16 protein-coding genes are annotated in these 16,916 nt (G+C 54.7%); 9 read left to right on the top strand and 7 right to left on the bottom strand.

From position 1 onward, the window contains the following. Window positions 1–48 precede the first annotated feature (48 nt). The 3 genes from NP511_RS19150 to NP511_RS19140 all read right to left on the bottom strand — a co-directional run bounded on the left by NP511_RS19150 (window position 49) and on the right by NP511_RS19140 (window position 4,071). Window positions 49–1,608: an asparagine synthase-related protein gene (locus NP511_RS19150; protein ID WP_136396919.1), complete on the bottom strand. Its 1,560-nt coding sequence runs from the start codon at window positions 1,606–1,608 to the stop codon at window positions 49–51. After that, on the bottom strand, window positions 1,609–3,051 hold the full coding sequence (locus NP511_RS19145; RefSeq protein ID WP_049966704.1) for an oligosaccharide flippase family protein: 1,443 nt from the start codon (window positions 3,049–3,051) through the stop codon (window positions 1,609–1,611). A gap of 93 nt (window positions 3,052–3,144) precedes the next feature. Then, window positions 3,145–4,071, bottom strand: a complete 927-nt coding sequence (locus NP511_RS19140; protein WP_158413762.1) for a glycosyltransferase family 4 protein — start codon at window positions 4,069–4,071, stop codon at window positions 3,145–3,147. Between the two features lie 485 nt (window positions 4,072–4,556). On the opposite strand from NP511_RS19140, the gene NP511_RS19135 reads away from it, so the two are divergent. The 4 genes from NP511_RS19135 to NP511_RS19120 all read left to right on the top strand — a co-directional run bounded on the left by NP511_RS19135 (window position 4,557) and on the right by NP511_RS19120 (window position 9,556). After that, entirely contained in the window at window positions 4,557–6,146 is a 1,590-nt protein-coding gene (locus NP511_RS19135; RefSeq protein ID WP_136396918.1) for a hypothetical protein, read from the top strand. Between the two features lie 126 nt (window positions 6,147–6,272). Then, window positions 6,273–7,391 carry a glycosyltransferase family 4 protein gene (locus tag NP511_RS19130; RefSeq protein ID WP_158413761.1) on the top strand — a complete coding sequence of 373 codons (1,119 nt, stop codon included), beginning with the start codon at window positions 6,273–6,275 and terminating at the stop codon, window positions 7,389–7,391. After that, on the top strand, window positions 7,381–8,301 hold the full coding sequence (locus tag NP511_RS19125) for a glycosyltransferase family 2 protein (protein ID WP_084158318.1): 921 nt from the start codon (window positions 7,381–7,383) through the stop codon (window positions 8,299–8,301). Before NP511_RS19130 ends, NP511_RS19125 begins: the two co-directional genes overlap by 11 nt. A 118-nt stretch (window positions 8,302–8,419) precedes the next feature. Then, the gene (locus NP511_RS19120) at window positions 8,420–9,556 is read left to right on the top strand and encodes a glycosyltransferase family 4 protein (RefSeq protein ID WP_049966703.1); all 1,137 of its coding nucleotides are present in this window, start codon (window positions 8,420–8,422) and stop codon (window positions 9,554–9,556) included. A gap of 319 nt (window positions 9,557–9,875) precedes the next feature. On the opposite strand, the gene NP511_RS19115 is transcribed toward NP511_RS19120, so the two are convergent. Beyond that, entirely contained in the window at window positions 9,876–10,133 is a 258-nt protein-coding gene (locus NP511_RS19115) for a MarR family transcriptional regulator (RefSeq protein ID WP_211249120.1), read from the bottom strand. A gap of 225 nt (window positions 10,134–10,358) precedes the next feature. Between NP511_RS19115 and NP511_RS19110 the strand changes: the two genes are divergently transcribed. Next, a complete protein-coding gene (locus tag NP511_RS19110; protein ID WP_049966702.1) occupies window positions 10,359–10,781 on the top strand; it encodes a hypothetical protein in 423 nt (140 codons plus the stop codon). A gap of 160 nt (window positions 10,782–10,941) precedes the next feature. Here NP511_RS19110 and NP511_RS19105 read toward each other — a convergent pair whose 3' ends face one another. After that, entirely contained in the window at window positions 10,942–11,085 is a 144-nt protein-coding gene (locus NP511_RS19105; RefSeq protein WP_158413760.1) for a hypothetical protein, read from the bottom strand. 266 nt (window positions 11,086–11,351) lie between these two features. Continuing rightward, a complete protein-coding gene (locus NP511_RS19100) occupies window positions 11,352–12,281 on the bottom strand; it encodes an NAD-dependent epimerase/dehydratase family protein (RefSeq protein WP_049966701.1) in 930 nt (309 codons plus the stop codon). A gap of 185 nt (window positions 12,282–12,466) precedes the next feature. On the opposite strand from NP511_RS19100, the gene NP511_RS19095 reads away from it, so the two are divergent. The 4 genes from NP511_RS19095 (at window position 12,467) to NP511_RS19080 (ending at window position 15,434) form a co-directional block, all read left to right on the top strand. Next, on the top strand, window positions 12,467–13,789 hold the full coding sequence (locus NP511_RS19095) for an MFS transporter (protein WP_049966700.1): 1,323 nt from the start codon (window positions 12,467–12,469) through the stop codon (window positions 13,787–13,789). Between the two features lie 80 nt (window positions 13,790–13,869). Then, window positions 13,870–14,325 (top strand): MaoC family dehydratase, encoded by a 456-nt coding sequence (locus NP511_RS19090; RefSeq protein WP_049966699.1) that lies wholly within the window; start codon window positions 13,870–13,872, stop codon window positions 14,323–14,325. Between the two features lie 2 nt (window positions 14,326–14,327). Then, window positions 14,328–14,852 (top strand): carboxymuconolactone decarboxylase family protein, encoded by a 525-nt coding sequence (locus tag NP511_RS19085; RefSeq protein WP_049966698.1) that lies wholly within the window; start codon window positions 14,328–14,330, stop codon window positions 14,850–14,852. 81 nt (window positions 14,853–14,933) lie between these two features. Continuing rightward, window positions 14,934–15,434 carry a molybdopterin-dependent oxidoreductase gene (locus NP511_RS19080; protein WP_049966697.1) on the top strand — a complete coding sequence of 167 codons (501 nt, stop codon included), beginning with the start codon at window positions 14,934–14,936 and terminating at the stop codon, window positions 15,432–15,434. Window positions 15,435–15,458: 24 nt separating this feature from the next. On the opposite strand, the gene NP511_RS19075 is transcribed toward NP511_RS19080, so the two are convergent. Further along, window positions 15,459–16,715: a cytochrome D1 domain-containing protein gene (locus tag NP511_RS19075; RefSeq protein WP_049966696.1), complete on the bottom strand. Its 1,257-nt coding sequence runs from the start codon at window positions 16,713–16,715 to the stop codon at window positions 15,459–15,461. Window positions 16,716–16,916 lie beyond the last annotated feature (201 nt).

The raw sequence follows: 16,916 nt of genomic DNA, 5'->3' as shown, positions 1-16,916 counted from the left end.
TAGGTTGTTGCTTATTCCAGAACAGGTAAACACTCTCTCATTACTAAATTATCGATAGAGGAGTGCTGTTGCAACCATTCGACGAATCGGTTTCAAATTTCTCATTACTTTCCTCTCTGAATCATGAGCATCAATGGGTAGGGTCATTGTCTCTGGCCAGAGTTTCTCAATAAGGTTATGAAAGAGTCGATTATGTCGCCGGTCTTCATATGGAACGGAAAGGGTTAATTCTAAAAGTCGTCGACAATTAAACAAAATGTGTGTGTCCTGCGCAATATCCCACTCCAAGAGGGATAGTCCTTGCCAGATACCAATACGATGTTCCCAATAATAAAGATCATATGGGTCAAATCCGGCATTTCCAGATGGATCAAAGGCGGTCTTTTCAATAAATTCTTGGAAAGCCCCACGAACAAATTTGGAATCATGAGCAATCCCATAGAGACGGGATTGCATCGCGGCATCAGCCTCAGGAAGAAAAGCATAACTATCTCGATAGAATGTTCGGCCAACCTCAGCTACATTGGATTTCAAATGGAGGCGGTTCGAGGGGTATTGTTCGAGAAGGGCTTTCCCCATTCGTGCTCGAAATGGTGAAGACATACCTGCCACATTTTCAGAGAAAAATGTATAGAACTTGTCACCTACATTATTTGGAACATTGACCGTCCTGTGGTTAAGGTCAAGTGCTGTGCAGAGTTCACGTGCAATAGCCGCCTCTTTCCGACTCTCGTCATCAAATACTAATGTGTAGTAAAGGACATCATCTGCTACGTTACGAGTCGCAGCGAGCGTAAGCCGACTGTCTAATCCAGCAGTCAGTGAAACCGCTAGTGGTTTCGAATCTGAAAGAAGTTGAACTTGTGATTTCAATAATTCAGCAACTTCACCAGCAACATCTGCAACCGATCGTTCAGTTCGCTGACTGCGAGGATAAAAGCGTTCTATCGTCATTTCTGGAATTTCTAGAAGGGTATTTGGTGTAAGTGATCTAATTGACTGGTACGGGGTCTTGATACCTGGGAAATAGCTGTCGCGGTGTGACTGATAAACGTTTGAGTCTCGGAATGCGACAGCGTCAGGGTCCTCTGACATCCCGGTTACATCGGCAAGCAGCGTGGGGTGAGAAGCGACTGCCGGTACGTCAATATTATAGAATGCCGAACGATTTGCTGTCGCATCAGTTACAATAAATGTTGAATCAGTTGAGTGTACAAGGAGAAGAAACCGCCCAGCTAAATAGTCTAACCTATCAAAAAATTTTGCTCTTGACTCTTCGTATCGTTCCCCGAGGGACATGGTAACTTTGTCTATATCGAATGTTTTCGCTCGGCAGTCGAGGATACGGCCAATGCAAACTATCTCAGTATCATCGACTGAACTCGTTGAAATCTCAAGATTAGAACTATACCTAATAGCATATCGTCCAACACTGGTTGACTTCCACGACGCTGGCACTGCTCCAGAATTGTCGTATTGCTCTTCTGTGAGCAAATAGCCACGAGAATAGAGTAAGTTATCGTATTTCAATCCCATTTTGCTCAAAAATGCATCCACGCCTATATAGTAGTATTGCAAAACCTTGGGGTATGCTAACATTGGAGACATTTATGGTATAAATTCAATCATGGGAGAAACAAGTCGCTGTGCTATTTCTCTTATTGGTGAGTACACAAGAACAATAGAACCATAGACCAGTACTCCGAAGCAAATTACGCTTCCGAGTTCAATAATGGTATTAATTTCGATATAGATCTGTACACTGTAGACACAGATCCCCATGGCGGCTGATGCGACAATACTCCACAACGCTTTTTGAACAGGAAAATCAATATTCAAGAATTGTGTGAGATAATGAGCGTGTAGGGATGTGTTCACAATGAATGATAACGTAGTCGCGATCGCTGCGCCAACAATACCGAACTTCCAAATCAACACGACGTTCAGCACGAGATTAACCAATATTGAAACTGCTGTCGCGTAGGCAGCTAAGTCCGGACGGTCAATCGCTTGGAGTGATCTGCCCAGTACGACATGGACTGCTTGGAATACTTTCTCACCAGCTAGAATTATCAGTACAAACCAAGCGACGGTGAATTCCGGCCCGAACATTATTTTGAGAAGGTCCCGTGAGAGGACTGCTATTCCGACAAAGGCTGGAGTTACTAAGAGGAAAGCAGGGAGGAGAGCTGTCGGGATGACGCTCTCAATCTGGTCAACTGCACCATCAGCGTTCCAGTGACTAACTTGAGGAAAGAGTGCTGTTGCAATCGACTGGCTGAGCAGCATCACGACAAGGGATAGCCGCCATGCATTCTCGTATGCGCCAATTTCGCCACGAGTAACTGCAGTCCCCACTGCGACAAAAACTGATAACATCGCAACATCCATCCAATTGTAGAAGTAGTCTCCGATTGATGATATTACGCTGAACTTCCCGTAATCGATCAATGAATCTACATGCTCGAGAGTGGGATTAGAGATTGGCGTTGACACTTTCCACCAACCAACAATAAGCATGAGTGTTGAACCCACGAGGTATCCATAGACTAGTGAATAGACACCGTATCCTTGTAGATAGAGTACGTATCCGGAACTAATCCAGCCAATAGGACGAAGAATCTCTACAAGCGCTGTTTCGCCGACGCGCATCTCGCCACGGAGTACAGTCACAGAGAGTTGTGCAGTTTGCCTCACGAACAGTGCTACAATGAGCGCGAGCGTAAGGTCAGCACCGAGATATTGCGTGACATATCGACGTGAGTAATGTATTAATAGGGATATTAAAATTAATGGTGGAAATTTAAGCGCTATCGCAGTTCCGAGATATTTACTCTTATCGGCACCCTCGCTGATTCGCTTCTCAGTAGCACTCGAGATGCCAAAGTCTGTTGGGATAGATAGGATGCCGACGAGAGCGATGAAAGGATAATACGTCCCGAGCGGGGCTGCTCCGAGCTTTCGCGAAAAGATAATAATAGCGAGAAAATTGAGAATAGCAGCCCCAATCTTAGCTACAAATATCTTCAGACTTGATTGGGCTAGATTCATCGGGATACCAACACCGTTGAGTGTATTCAGAGTATTGATTAATGGGTTACGTTCGAGCCATATGTGAAATTCTAATCAATTATCCGCTCTTGTTTATATGACGGATTCAACTAGTGCCTCTATTTTTGGTCGGACAGTTCTAAGGCTATATTTTTCAATACAGCGGCTCCTAGCGATTTGTCCAAGTTCTGTACGTCTGTCAGGATCATCCACGAGAGTCTGGAGACTTTGATAAAGTTCATTCGTGTCACTTGGCTCCACAACCAGTCCGCCATCACCAACAATCTCTGGAATATCCGATACAGCAGTCGTTACGATCGGCACCCCCATTGCCATTGCATCAAATAATTTAGCAGGTATCTGGCCCTTTGATGCTTCTGTCCGCTGCTGTGGGATACACGCAATATCGGATGCAGCGTACCACTTTGGAATGGAATCAAACGGCTGGTAGCCACGAATATCAACCCGGTCATTAGTTGTCTGGTTTAAACTTGCCGTATAGTCCGAATTGTCACCACCGATAATAAGAAGACGAACACGTTTATTGCCTATTAAATTCACTGCCTCAATTAGCTTCTCTACTCCTTTATGAGGTCTCGGAGTTCCAAAAAACAATATCACAATGTCTTCGCTAGGAATGTCAAACTCTTTTCGACACGAGACTTTTGAGTGCCGACTGGGTGAAAATTTTTCTGTGTCCCGTACATGTCGTATGATCTGTCCACCGAAGCGTTGCTGTAGTAGGGAATTTGAGACTGTTAGACCATCAGCCAAATCCGTGACTGATTCCAACGCACGGGTATAGTAGAATGAATTGAAATTAATGAGGCGGGGTATTCGTTCAATATAGGGCGTACTAAATGTTTCGAATTGATCAAATTGTGTCTCCCAGTCATCAATATCAAGAAGGAGCGGTTGTCCATTAAGACGCGATTTCAGTAGACCGAGGCCGTAACTTGTCATCCGAGGTTTTGAAGCATAAACGACATCACCATCTATTAATCTTAAAAGGTCACCCACATCATAGGGGAACCGATGGATGCGAGAGTTCGTTTCCAGAGATTTATATTCATGTTTCTCACACAGTGGGTCCCAGATCCCAGATTTCAATTCGGGGCCAACTATCTCGATATTATACCTATCGCTCAATAATTGAGCCAGTACATGCGCTCGACCTAGACAGTTGTGAGAGACATCATAAGAGAGTATGGATACTTTCTCTACCATCTCGATACTGGGCAAAGTGCGGAAGAAGTAATCAAGATAACGAATCCAAAACGGTTAACACCGACTAGTGTATGAAAAATCGATTGAGAATTAGTATTAAACTCATATGGAGATCAAAATAATATTTCTATCGCCAATTGAGAAGAATATTACTTAAAATACCTGGCTAAGTCATGCCGCAACATCTGTGGCCAGAAGAGGATTCGGTTTCACTACACTCAAATATCTTTAGGAGAAAGAACCTGTATGGATGTTCAGAAAGGGTCTATAATATATGCATGTATTGGATTTTCTTTTGGCTTGCTTGGTTTGGTGAGACAATCATTTTTATTAATTCTTTTTCTCTTCTTATAATACTCCTAGGTATAACTAGAACGAAGGAATGGAATCCCCTTATTGCTCTCCTTGGACTGGGAGTTTTTTGGCCAAGTATCACCTCATTTGGGCACCTCTATGGCCGAGATAGCCACCCAGCCGCCATTATTGCAGATACGATTGCTCAGACCCAAACGGAAATTCCGGTAGATACAGGATTTGAAGCTGGTTTTTCTAAGACCCCTGGTCTCCATTCCCTAGCAATCGTTACAAGTGAGGTCACAAGTCTCCCAATTGTCCCAGCAGTCAGGTGGAAGCCACTTATCACAGGTATTTTACCATTCATAATATTTATAGTGTCTTTACTGATTGTTCTATTAACTATACGTCGCTTTTATCCACATCGACCGATAGGACTTTCGGTGACGATCCTTCTATTTTGGACCCCAATGCTAGCATTTAGGAGTGCGTTTCGCCGACCAACAATTGGTCTTTTTGCCTTTAGTATGATTGTTTGCCTTTATTATTGGTACGACCAGACTGGTCAACGACGATATCTTGTTCCTCTTTTTCTAATAATCCCAATTGCAATTACTGGTCATCATCTTGCGACCGTAATGATGATTCTTTATTCAGGGATTTACCTACTAACTAGAACAAAAAACCGGCAACTCATGTTAGCATTAATAATTGGATCGTGTGTCGTCTTGTATTATGTTTTCTTTAATCTTGGCGGATCTAATATCATTATGTGGATTGCTGGTGCAGGATACCTTTTGCTTGAGGGAGGATCACTCGATCCAGTTCTGCCAACATATCGAATTCAGGGCAATTCGGTAAGCTTCTTTCAAGGAACTGTTGCTCCATGGATATATCAACTAATTCTAGCTATTGGGGTTGCATGTTATGCATTTCTATCCCGGACGCGAAGGTCATATCATTTCCTACTCTGGGGTATTTTGACTGGAATATTATCAGTCATTGCATTTGCAACTAATGTCGTAGATTATACTCGTATGATGACTTATTTTGTTATCGGCGCAGGCTGGGTGGCCCCTTGGGGATATCAAGATGCGATTAATATAGTTTCCTCAGAAAGGGCACGACATGTGACTACTGCTATAATTGTGTGTCTATTCCTCCTGGGGGCCTCAATGGTACCGTTGCATACGGTGAGTCAGAGTAATCCAGAATATCTTACTGGAGAGACGAGCCAAAACTATCCAAAACAGCAATATGCTGTAGCTAATTGGATAGATAACCATAAGACTACTCCTCCCCGAACAATAGTTGGCGATACTGATACGATAGAGACGACTGCACCATTAACCGGTTCATTCGCTACTCCTGCTATCAGAGTTATTCTATCGTCTGATGTTCCATCTGGCCATTTAGTTGTTTTATCTAAATACCGAAATAGCGTGATATTCCATGGGACTTATCAGAATGAGGTAGTCGTGATAAAGTATAATTCTATACAACAATTTGATTCATCATCAAACACCATCTATTCCAATAATGGATTTAATGTGTATGGAAATTCTAGCATTTGATTATATTATGTTGGGCATTCATAAATAGAATAGTCGGACCCATATTTTGTCACGTTCTACTTCAAACGATAGATTATTCTTACCGGAAGTATCCATAGTCAAGGTGGGATCAATATGAGGATTCTAATGTTACAAGATCACTGGTGGCCTGAGGTCGGTGGGGGTCCAAATCACGTCCGCGATCTCTCAGAGTCCATTGAACAAGCAGGTCACGAAGTCGATGTGTATACACGAGCATTACGTAGTGGAGGTGAACTATACGATAGTCGGGAACAACTCGGTGAAGATATAGATGTCGTTCGTCGAGGGCCAACTACTGAATTCCATAATCCAATAGGCCGGATTACTACTACACTTTCAATAGTGCCTTGGTCTTCTCTTTCGAAATACGACATAATACACACGCATACATTTCTGCCGGCAGTTTCCGGAAAGCTAGCCTCGCTTATTTCAGGGACTCCGGTTGTCCTCACAGTCCATGGTACGGCAATTCCGAGTGGGGTTGGCTTATCCAACTCAGGTATTAGGAACAAGATTGAGCGTGAGATCGAGAAAGTACTACTACTTCGACTGAATTACAATTATGTTATCTCTGTTAACCAAGAGCATCTCGACCTTTTATCACCAAAACATAAAAATATAGAATACATACCAAACGGGGTAGATATCGATAGATTCCAAACCGATGGAAAAGATAGTGGATATGTTCTCTATCTAGGACGATTGGCCCGCGAAAAACGGGTAGGTGACCTAATATCTGCATTCTGTGAGATTGCCAACGAACACGAGGATCTTGAGCTTGTAATTGTGGGTGATGGACCTGAGAGAGAAAACCTAGAACAGGCCGCTCGCGAAACCCCGTTCGCGGGACGGATCCAGTTCAAAGGACGAGTCCCAGACAAAGAGATTCCTGAATACTACTCAAGAGCGTCGGTTTTTGTACTGCCGTCAATATGGGAGGGTCATCCATTGACACTCTTAGAGGCCTGGGCGAGCAAAACACCAGTAGTCACGACTAACGTCGAAGGAATTCGAGAGTTCGTAAAACATGAAAGAAATGGTTATCTTGTCGAACCGAAATCGCCCGATGAGATTGCTGAAGGTATTCGATTTCTTATCGAAAACCAGAACCTGAAAGAACAGATCATTGAAAAAGCCTACTCGGAGGTCGTTCAGGAATTCTCATGGGAGTCAGCCGCACAAGAGACTATTAGGGTATACCGAGAGATCATAGATGGATACTAAAGTAAGTGTTATAATACCGACATATAATCGTCCACAAAAGTTAGAGGAAGCCTTAGATACAGTAAATAACCAATCCTACGAAAATATAGAAATAATTGTAGTTAATGACGGATCAGATGTATCCTATTCTACAGTAACAGCGTTGGATAATCCGAATGTGAGGTATTTCAAACATTCGGAGAACCAAGGAGCATGTGCAGCAAGAAACACAGGAATTAAGCAAGCCAGTGGAAAGTTTCTTGCTTTCCTAGATGATGACGATAAGTGGCGACAAAGCAAGGTTAGAGAAGGGATTAATGAGTTAGAAACATCAGATAAGGATACGAAAGTATGCTATAGTGGAGTTATACACAAAAATGGAAATGGTGATGTAAAATCAGTTAAGAAGGCTAAGAATAGAGGCTGGATAACTGATGAAATTTTGCTCGGAAACTTTGTCGGAACTTTTTCAAATGTGATCATTGAAAAAGAAGCGGTCTTAGAGACGGGATTATTGGACGAAGACTTCCCTGCTTGGCAGGATTGGGAATGGTACATCCGTCTTTCGTTAGATCATAAATATACATATAACAAATCTAATAATACAGTCCATGTCGAACATGAAGAGGAACGAATGAGTTCAGATAGCACCCGTACAGAATCTGCATTATATAAGATGATTGACAAGCATACTGATACTGCGCGTAAATATGGGTTGTCCAAAAAATTCCAATCGCGGTGTTACTCTACGAAAGCAAGGTATGGGTTAACGACAGGCAATTATGACAAAGCAATCCAATTCTCATTACTATCTCTTGTTCTTGACAAAAGTAATATGCATGGTCTGAAAATTCTGGCTGCCGCGCTTGATGATGGATTGGGATATCGAGCAATTCGAAGTGTAAAGTCGTTATTCCACTACATCCGATAATAACATCCAAAATATCCCCTAAAACTATATCTTCACAGACTTTTCATCCACTATAGTTTTTATTATAGCAGGGTATACATCGAAAGAGTGTTGATATCTAATCAACAATTAATATGCAATGAATACCGCTTTCATTTCTAACGTTGTCTTTCCGTTCGTCAAAGGTGGTGCTGAGAAACGCATTCACGAGATCGGGAGGCGGCTCGCGGCGGAGGGCCACGAGATCACCGTCTACGGCCGGCAGTTCTGGGACGGTCCGCAGGTGATCGATTACGAGGGCGTCACGCTCTACGGCGTCGCGTCCGCCGCGGAACTCTACGCCGACGACCGTCGGTCGATCACGGAAGCCATCGACTTCTCGACGCGACTGCTCCCCCATCTCCGCCGAAACATCGACGATCACGACCTCGTCGTCGCCTCCCTGTTTCCCTACTTCCCCGTTCTCGCGTCCAAACTCGTGACCCTCGGAACTGAGACCCCGCTCGTTACGACCTGGCACGAGGTCTGGCTCGACCACTGGGACGAGTACCTCGGCCACCTAGCTCCCTTCGGCAAAGCCATCGAGCGACTCACCGCGAACACGCCACACTATCCGATCGCCGTCTCCGGCGTCACCGCCGATCGGCTCACCGAGATCGGCCCGGCTCGAGACCGGATCGAGGTCGTCCCGAACGGCCTGGACGTAACCCAGATAGAAACCACCGAACCAGCCGCGGAGGGCTTCGACGTCCTCTATGCCGGCCGGCTCGCCGAACACAAGAACGTCGACCTCCTCCTCGAGGCGTTCGACCAAATCGCCGACACCCGCCCGGACGCGACGCTGGGCGTGATCGGCGACGGTCCGGAGCGAGACGCGCTCGAGGCCCGAGCGCAGACCCTCGAGCATGCCGACCGAATCACCATGCTGGGCTTTCTCGAGGAGTACGACGATGTCCTCGCTCACATGCGCGCGGCGGACGTGTTCGCTTCTCCCTCCACTCGCGAGGGGTTCGGGATCACGTTCGCCGAAGCGATGGCCGCGGACTGTACCGTCATCGCGGCCGACCATCCCGAATCGGCCGCCTCGGAAGTGATCGCCAACGCCGGGTTTCTCACGCCCCCAGCAGTCGACGACCTCGCGAGCGTCCTTGAGCGAGCGCTTGCGGGCGACCGTCCCGCGACAGACCCCACGGCTCGAGCGCGGCGATACGACTGGGACAGCGTAGCCGAGCAGGCCGAGGCGTGTTACCGGCGAGCGATCGACGGCACTTGGTAACTCGGCAGAGACGACACGATCCACGTGCGACAGCCGGCCGATCGATCCACCGCGGGTGGGACTGAAAGGGGCGACGGCGCTCGAGGTGCGAGACGACGTAAGCACCGCAGGACGGAGTCCGAGGAGCGAAGCGAGTCGCAGCGCTCGAGCGCCGTCGGGGCTTTCTGGACGTCGTCACCGGACACGACAGTACCGAACTCCTCAGAAGCAGTCGGTCTGATGTGGCTGCAACGGAGACATCGTCGTCCTCTCGCAGCCGCCATTCCACGCCGATCGATTCGTGGTCCGTCTCGGATCGAAAGGCGCGGGAGACTCGAGTTCAGTCGTCCTCGAGTTCGCTCGCGTCGAGTTCGCCCTCGAGATAGTCGTGTCCGGTATCCGTGAGTTGGTAGAGACCGGTATCGACGGAGGCCAGTAGGCCCGCGTCGACCAGCCGTCCGCATCGTTTACTCACGTACTGCCGATCGTATTCGATGTTAGCGGCGAGTACCTTCGGCGAAACCTGAATGGGATGCTCGTCAAAAAAGAGCATGATTTCATAGTCAACGGGAGCCATCCAGGACACTCGCTCGACCATCAGTGGCCAATACCACCCCAGCAGAACGGAAAAACAGGTGCTATCTACGGAGAGCATATCTACATTCGTATTTATATTTGGACGACGTACGTAGTCAAGACTTTTGTCAACGGAGTATATAATCGTAAGTGCGGAAGCTACGCGTGATCCCGACAGGGCACAAAACGGCGGACCGGTGCTTGGCTCACCGAGTCCGCGAGTAGCTCCCGTCCGACCCACGGAAGCATGACGAACGACGAGACACGGGATTGTGAAACTCCCGACCGACCGGACGCATCGATACCGACCGCTCGAGCCTGTGCTGACTGTTCGATTCGCCAGCGGCTGGCAGCGATCGACCGACTCGCACGGAGTCTCCTCGCGGACGTTCAGGCCACCAACGAGGCCCCACTCGAGGATCTCGAGCCCGAGACGCGACGGGCGGCGACGCGACGGCTCCGGGAGGTGCGGGCCGAGGCCGAACGCGTCGAACTCGAGCTGTTCGGCTCGCCGCTGGCGTCGCCCGCGGACGACCCGGCACCGGCGACGGTCGTCGGTTGCGGATCGCTCGCGACGGCCTATCGCGGTCCGGACCCCGGAGCCGGGGACGACGTCCTCGAGTCCGTCCCCGATGACGAGGGCGTCGATCCCGACCGACGGCACGGGTAGCCGAACCGCCCCACCTAGCGGTCGCCGATTTTCCGTATTCGATCGGCGACGGAAAACGCACTGCGAGACGCGACAACGGGTCCTCGAGGACGAGTACCGGCCCACCACGACCCGCCGTCAGCGCCGCCCCGATCTCGGACGCCGATCGATCGGTGTCCGACTAACCCTGGTCGTCGACGGCCCGCCCGCAGTGCGTACAGAGGTCGTCCTGCCAGGGGACCGTGATTCGGACCTCCCGTTCGGTACCGCAGTGGTGACAGCGTCTGGTCTCCGTTTCCGTGTTCTCCTGCATGTTCTCCCCCATGGTTTCGAACGCCAACCCGGCCGCGCTTGAATATTCTGGCCGAATAGCACACGATATCTAAAACGTACGTCGAATCGATAGGTCGCCGCAGGGGCGATACCGCGTCCCCGTCCGCCACGAACGGAGTATCGCGTGGGTGTTCCCCGCCCGACGAACGGCAGTCGGAGACGATCGGCCGCCGGTGAACCGCCGCTGTCGCTGCTCGAGGGACGAGCCTCCTGACCGAGAAGTGACTCCCCGCGAGACGCCACGGGTACGGGCCGGGCTCAGTCCTCGGTGTACTGCGCACAGACCCGCCGGATCCCCTCCTCGAAGTCGATCTGGGGTTCCCAGCCGATCGCCTCGCGGATCTTCGAGGCGTCGGCACAGGTGTCATGCACGTAGACATCCTCGGGGATGGGATTCTCGACGTACTCGGGCTCGACGTCGGTCCCGAGTTCGTCGTTGATCATCTCGACGACCGTGTCGAAGTCGTAGGCTTCGCCGGTCCCGAGGTTGTAGATCCCGTCGAGTTCGGCCGCTGCGGCCCCCTCGAGCCCGCGGACGATATCGGAGACGTGGGTGAAGTCCCGGGTTTGGGTCCCGTCGCCGTACAGGACCGGCGACTCGCCGTTTGCGATGTCGTCGGCGAACTGCGCGATCACGTTGGCGTACTCGCCCTTGTGTTCCTCCGCGCCGCCGTAGCCTTGATAGACCGAGAAGAAGCGCATGCCGGCCATCGACATGTCGTAGTGGTTCGCAAAGTACTCGCCGTAGCGCTCGCGGGCGAGTTTCGAGGCCTCGTAGCCGGTGTCGACGCCTACGTCCATGTCCTCGGGCGAGGGCTCGGTGCGGCTGCCGTAGATCGACGACGTCGAGGCGTAGACCACCGTGTCACAGCCGTCCTGTCGGGCCTGCTCGACCACGTTGACGAAGCCCTCGACGTTCACGCGAGCGCCCGTGGTCGGGTCCTCCTCGTGCATCGCATAGGACGACAGCGCCGCGAGGTGGAAGACGACGTCGACGTCCGTCGGCAGGTCGTCCGCGAGGACGCTCGCGTCGACGAAGTCGACGTCCTCGTCGAGGTTCTCCGGCGTACCCAGATACTGGTCGTCGACGACGGTCACGTCGTTGTTCGCGGCGAGGTGATTCGCCAGGTTCGAGCCGATGAATCCCGCCCCGCCGGTGACGAGAACGGTCCGATCGTCCAGAGTCATATCGAAAATCCCAGTTCGGTGATCCATAGGTGTTTTGAAAGCCCGAGCGGTGGCAACGACTGCGACTGACGCGACCGGCCAGCAGTCGACGACAGGCCGGCGATCGACGCTCGAGTCGCCTCGAGTGACGCCGCCGACCTACCGCTGAACGTAGCTTTAATGTATATGATACCATACCCCAAACAGTGAGACTGCTCTCGAACCCGTATCGACGGCGCTGGATCGGCTGGGGACTGCTCGTCGCGGCCTTTTTCCTCGTCAGTCTCCACCGGTCGTCGACCGCGGTCCTCTCGGGGGAGCTGATGCGTGCGTTCGACACGACGGCGACGAGCCTCGGACTGCTGCATTCCTCGTTTTTCTACCTGTACGCAGCGTTTCAGGTGCCCGCGGGGCTGTTGACGGACCGATACGGTGCGCGGGCGACCGCCGCAACGGGGACCGCCGTGATGAGCGCCGGCGCGGTCGCATTCGGGCTGGCGTCGACCTATTCGGTCGCGTTCGGCGGCCGCGTGCTGGTCGGGCTGGGGGCCAGCGTCCTCTTCGTCGCGGCGCTGCGGTTCTGTGCGAACTGGTTCCGACCCGACGAGTTCGGGACGATGACCGGCGCGACGTTCAGCGTCGGCATTCTGGGCGGCCTCGCGGCGACGACGCCGCTCGCGGTCGCTATTTCGCGGCTCGGCTGGCGGGGGTCGATGGTCGGCCTCGGCGTGGCCGGCCTCGCGGCCGCGGTCGGCATCCTCCTCGTCTCCCACGACTCGCCGGCCGACGCCGGCCTCGAGCCGATCGACGACGTGCCGGACCGACCGGACGTGACCGACGCCGCGACGCTCAAGCGGTACGTCTCGGACGCGGTCCGCGAGCCCGAGACGTGGCTGTTGGGGATCATGCTCTTTTTCATGACCGGCATCGGGATCACGATCTTCGGTCTGTGGGGGATCCCCTATCTCGTCCAGACCCACGGGATCTCCGTGACGGAGGCGTCGGTCTACCTGCTGGTGGGCAACGTCGGCGGCATGATCGGGCCGACGGCCTTCGGCTGGCTCTCGGACCGGTGGGGGCAGCGAACCGGCCTCATCGTCTTCTCGACGGTCGTGTTCGGGCTGACCTGGGCGGTCTTCGCCGCCTTCGGGACCGTCCCCCTGTTTCTCGTCGGCGCGATCTTCCTCTTCTCTCGCGTCCTGCGCGGCGGCGTGCCGCTCGCCTTTACCGTCATCAAAGAGCGCCACCCGGAGGGAGCCAGCGGGACCGTGATCGGGATCGTCAACACGATGGGCTGGATCGGCGCGGCCGTCTTCCCGGTCGTTCTCGGTGCCGCACTGGATGCCTACTGGACCGGCGACACCGTCAACGGGACGCGGGTCTACACCGAGTTGGGCTACCGGGTCGCGTTCGCCATCGCGGCCGCTGCGGGATTGCTCGCCGCGGCCTGTGCGATCCTGCTTCACGTCCGGACGCGGGCGGAACGGCCCCTCGAGACCGGGACCGACCTCGAGCAGCCGACCGACTGACGTTCGAGTTCCGGACGACCACACACCGTCGCCTGCCTCAGCCCACAGCTACTTGCCGATACGTACCACACCACACGGTCATGCGCTACTACGAGGACATCGAGGTCGGGGAGACCCGGGAGTTCGGCGAGTACCACGTGACCAAAGCGGAGGTACTCGAGTTCGCCGAGCAGTACGACCCGCAGCCGTTCCACACGGACGAAGAGGCCGCCGAAGAGTCCGCGTTCGGCGAACTGGTCGCCTCGGGCTGGCATACCGCCGCGATGTGTATGCGGATGCTCGTCGACGGGCCGATCCAGGACCGCGCCAGCATGGGCGCTCGCGGCGTCGACGAACTCCGGTGGAAACAGCCGGTCAAACCCGGGGACACGCTCTCTGTCCGGACCGAAATCGTCGACAAGCGGGTCTCCGAGAGCGATCCGACCCGCGGCTACGTCGACAGTAAGCTCGAGGGGATCAACCAGGACGGCGACGTGGTCATCTCCTGGATCGGGCTGGGCATGATCGCCCGCCGGCCGGACGGCACGGAGGAGTGAGGATGGCACGGGTGCCGCTGCTTGAGGCCGACGACCTCCCCGAGGAGTACCGCTATCTGTTCACCGAGAACGACGTGGGCGACGCCCACATCTTTCAGGCGATGGCCAACGCCCCGGAGCTACTGCAGTGGTACATGCGCTACTCGACGCGGCTCTGGGACGTCCTGCCGGCCCGCGAGCGCGAGGTCGTCATCCTGGCGGCCGCCCGCGCCCTCGAACACGAGTACGAGTGGCACCAACACGTTCGGCTGGGCCGCGAGGCCGGCGTGACGGACGCCGAGATCACCGCCATCAGCGAGGGCGACCTCGCGGCGCTTTCGGACCGCGACGCGGCGCTGGTCACCTACGCCCGTAGCGTCGCCCTCGGCGATCCCCGCGACGGGGACCACGACCGACTCGGCGAGTACTACGGCGTCGAGACCGTCGTCGGCGTCGCCATGCTCGCGGCCCACTACGTGGCGACCGCACGCGTTCTGGACGCCTTCGACGTGGCGACCGAGGAGGCGTTCGTCGGCTGGCGGCCCTGATCCCCCGCGGCGACCGCGAGTCGATTTCGGTCCGAACCCGTTCGGATCGTCTCTTATCCGATTCGCCGCCGTTCCGTCGGTATGGCCGATCTCAGGCAGTTCGACGTGCCCGAGAGCGTCGACCCCGACGAGTGGCGACTGTCGGTGACCGGCGCGGTCCGGCACCCGACCGACTTCGCGCTCGAGGACCTCACCTCCCTCCCGCTCGAGACCGATACGGACGACTTCGCCTGCGCCGAGGGGTGGGTGGCCGAGGGGCTGTCCTGGCGCGGGGTTCGGGTCGCCCGACTGCTCGAGCGGGTCGAGCCGGCCGACGCGAGCGCGTACGCGCTCGTCGACGGGATGGACGAGGGCTACGCCTGCGCGTTCCCCCTCGAGCGGCTCTCCGAAGCGGTGCTGGCCGTGGCACTCGACGGCGACGCGCTCCCGGTCGAACACGGCGGCCCGGCACGGCTCGTCCCCACCGGCGAGGCGGCCGACTGCTGGGAGAGTATCAAGTGGGTGCGCGAAATCGAGGTCCGCGAGACGGAACCGACCGCGGACGACACTGCGAAGGACGTGGCGCTGTCGCGGCTCGAGTGAGCTGGCGGTGCGACGAGGCCGGGGTCAGGGCTCCGTGGCCCGGTTACCGAGGAAGGTCCCGGTCGGGGTCTCGAGCCCGTCGATTTCGGCGGTCAACGCTCCCGTCGAACTGTCGAAGACCAACAGTTTCCCCGCGTCCCAGCAGCTGACGTAGACCGCCTCGCCGTCGCGGGTGAACTCGGGATGGAGCGACCGGCCGGGGGCCCACTCGGTCGTGTCGATGACCGTCGAGACGCGCAGGTCGTCGGGATCGATCGCGTAGATGACGCCCTCGTTGTCCCGATCCGTGTCGTCGAAGATCACGTCGCCCCAGACGTAGTCGCTGTCGGGGTGGGAGTTGCAGAACATGCCGTGGCCCGGGACCTCGATGTCGGCGACCGGTTCGCGGCTCTCGAGGTCCCACGCCGTGATCGCGTCGCTCATCACGGTCCCCGTAAAGCCGAGCCCGCGGGACTCGTCGATCGCGCCGGGGGTCGGATGCGGCGGGCCGGCCGTCGGTACCCGGTCGACGACCGCCCGCTCCCGGACGTCGAGGACGTACAGACACTCGTCTCCCTGCGAGGCGAGGTAGCAGTACCGCTCGTCGGGGCCGTAGACGGCGTCGTGGAGGGTCCGGCCGACGGCGACCTCGTCGACGATCGGGAACGAGGGATCGTCGTAGTCGACGAACCAGGCCCTGCCGGCGTCTTTCAGGACGACCAGAAAGCAGCGCTCGCCCGGCACGTCCCGGACGGTACAGATCCGCGAGGCGATCGACTGACCGTCCGGATCGACCGCGTGGGCCGGGAGCCGATGCAGCGGCTCGAGCGTCTCGGCATCGAGGACGACCGCGTGGTTGGGGTTGTAGTACCCCGCGAGGAGGTAGTTCGAGTCCGCGGAGATCGCGATGGCCCGCCCGGAGGTGCCGGCCCGGACGCGGCGGACGAGGTCGCCGCTGGAGAGATCGAGCTTGCTCACCCACCCTTGCCGGGACTGGACGTACGCGGACGCTTTGGGGTCGTTCTCGGCGAGAAACCGGTGAAAGACGATCGAATGGGGCGCTCTCCCCACGTTCTCGATGCGACCGAGCCGCTCGTGACGCGTGGTATCGATCAGCGACACCGACCCCGGCTGGCGTTCCGCAACGAGCAGCAGGTCCCGCAGGTCCGGACAGTCGTATTGTGGCGTTGCCGGTGGATCAGTCTCCTCACGGTGAACCTCGAGAGAATCGGCGATCTCCTCGAGCCCCAATTCGCGAAACGACGGCGGTCTGACGGTGCTGGCGGCGAGTTGCTCGCTCATCGAGTCTCTCGGTCCCCCCTTTCGACCTGACCCGAAAATACACGTCCGCGAAGACGTTCGGGACGGACGACGGACAGTGAGCCGAGCCGGGCCGGGGTGGATCGTGATGTCCGCTCGAGGGGGCCACGGCCCAGCCGCGGACGGAAAAGCACGCGAAACACGAGCGCGCGGCGGGCGTCCGGACGGGCGGCGATTACCCTC

It is taken from the genome of Natrinema thermotolerans (genome assembly GCF_031165565.1).
GTDB lineage: Archaea > Halobacteriota > Halobacteria > Halobacteriales > Natrialbaceae > Natrinema > Natrinema thermotolerans.
Note: the sequence above shows the minus strand (reverse complement) of the source record. Positions and strands in the feature narration are given on the sequence as shown.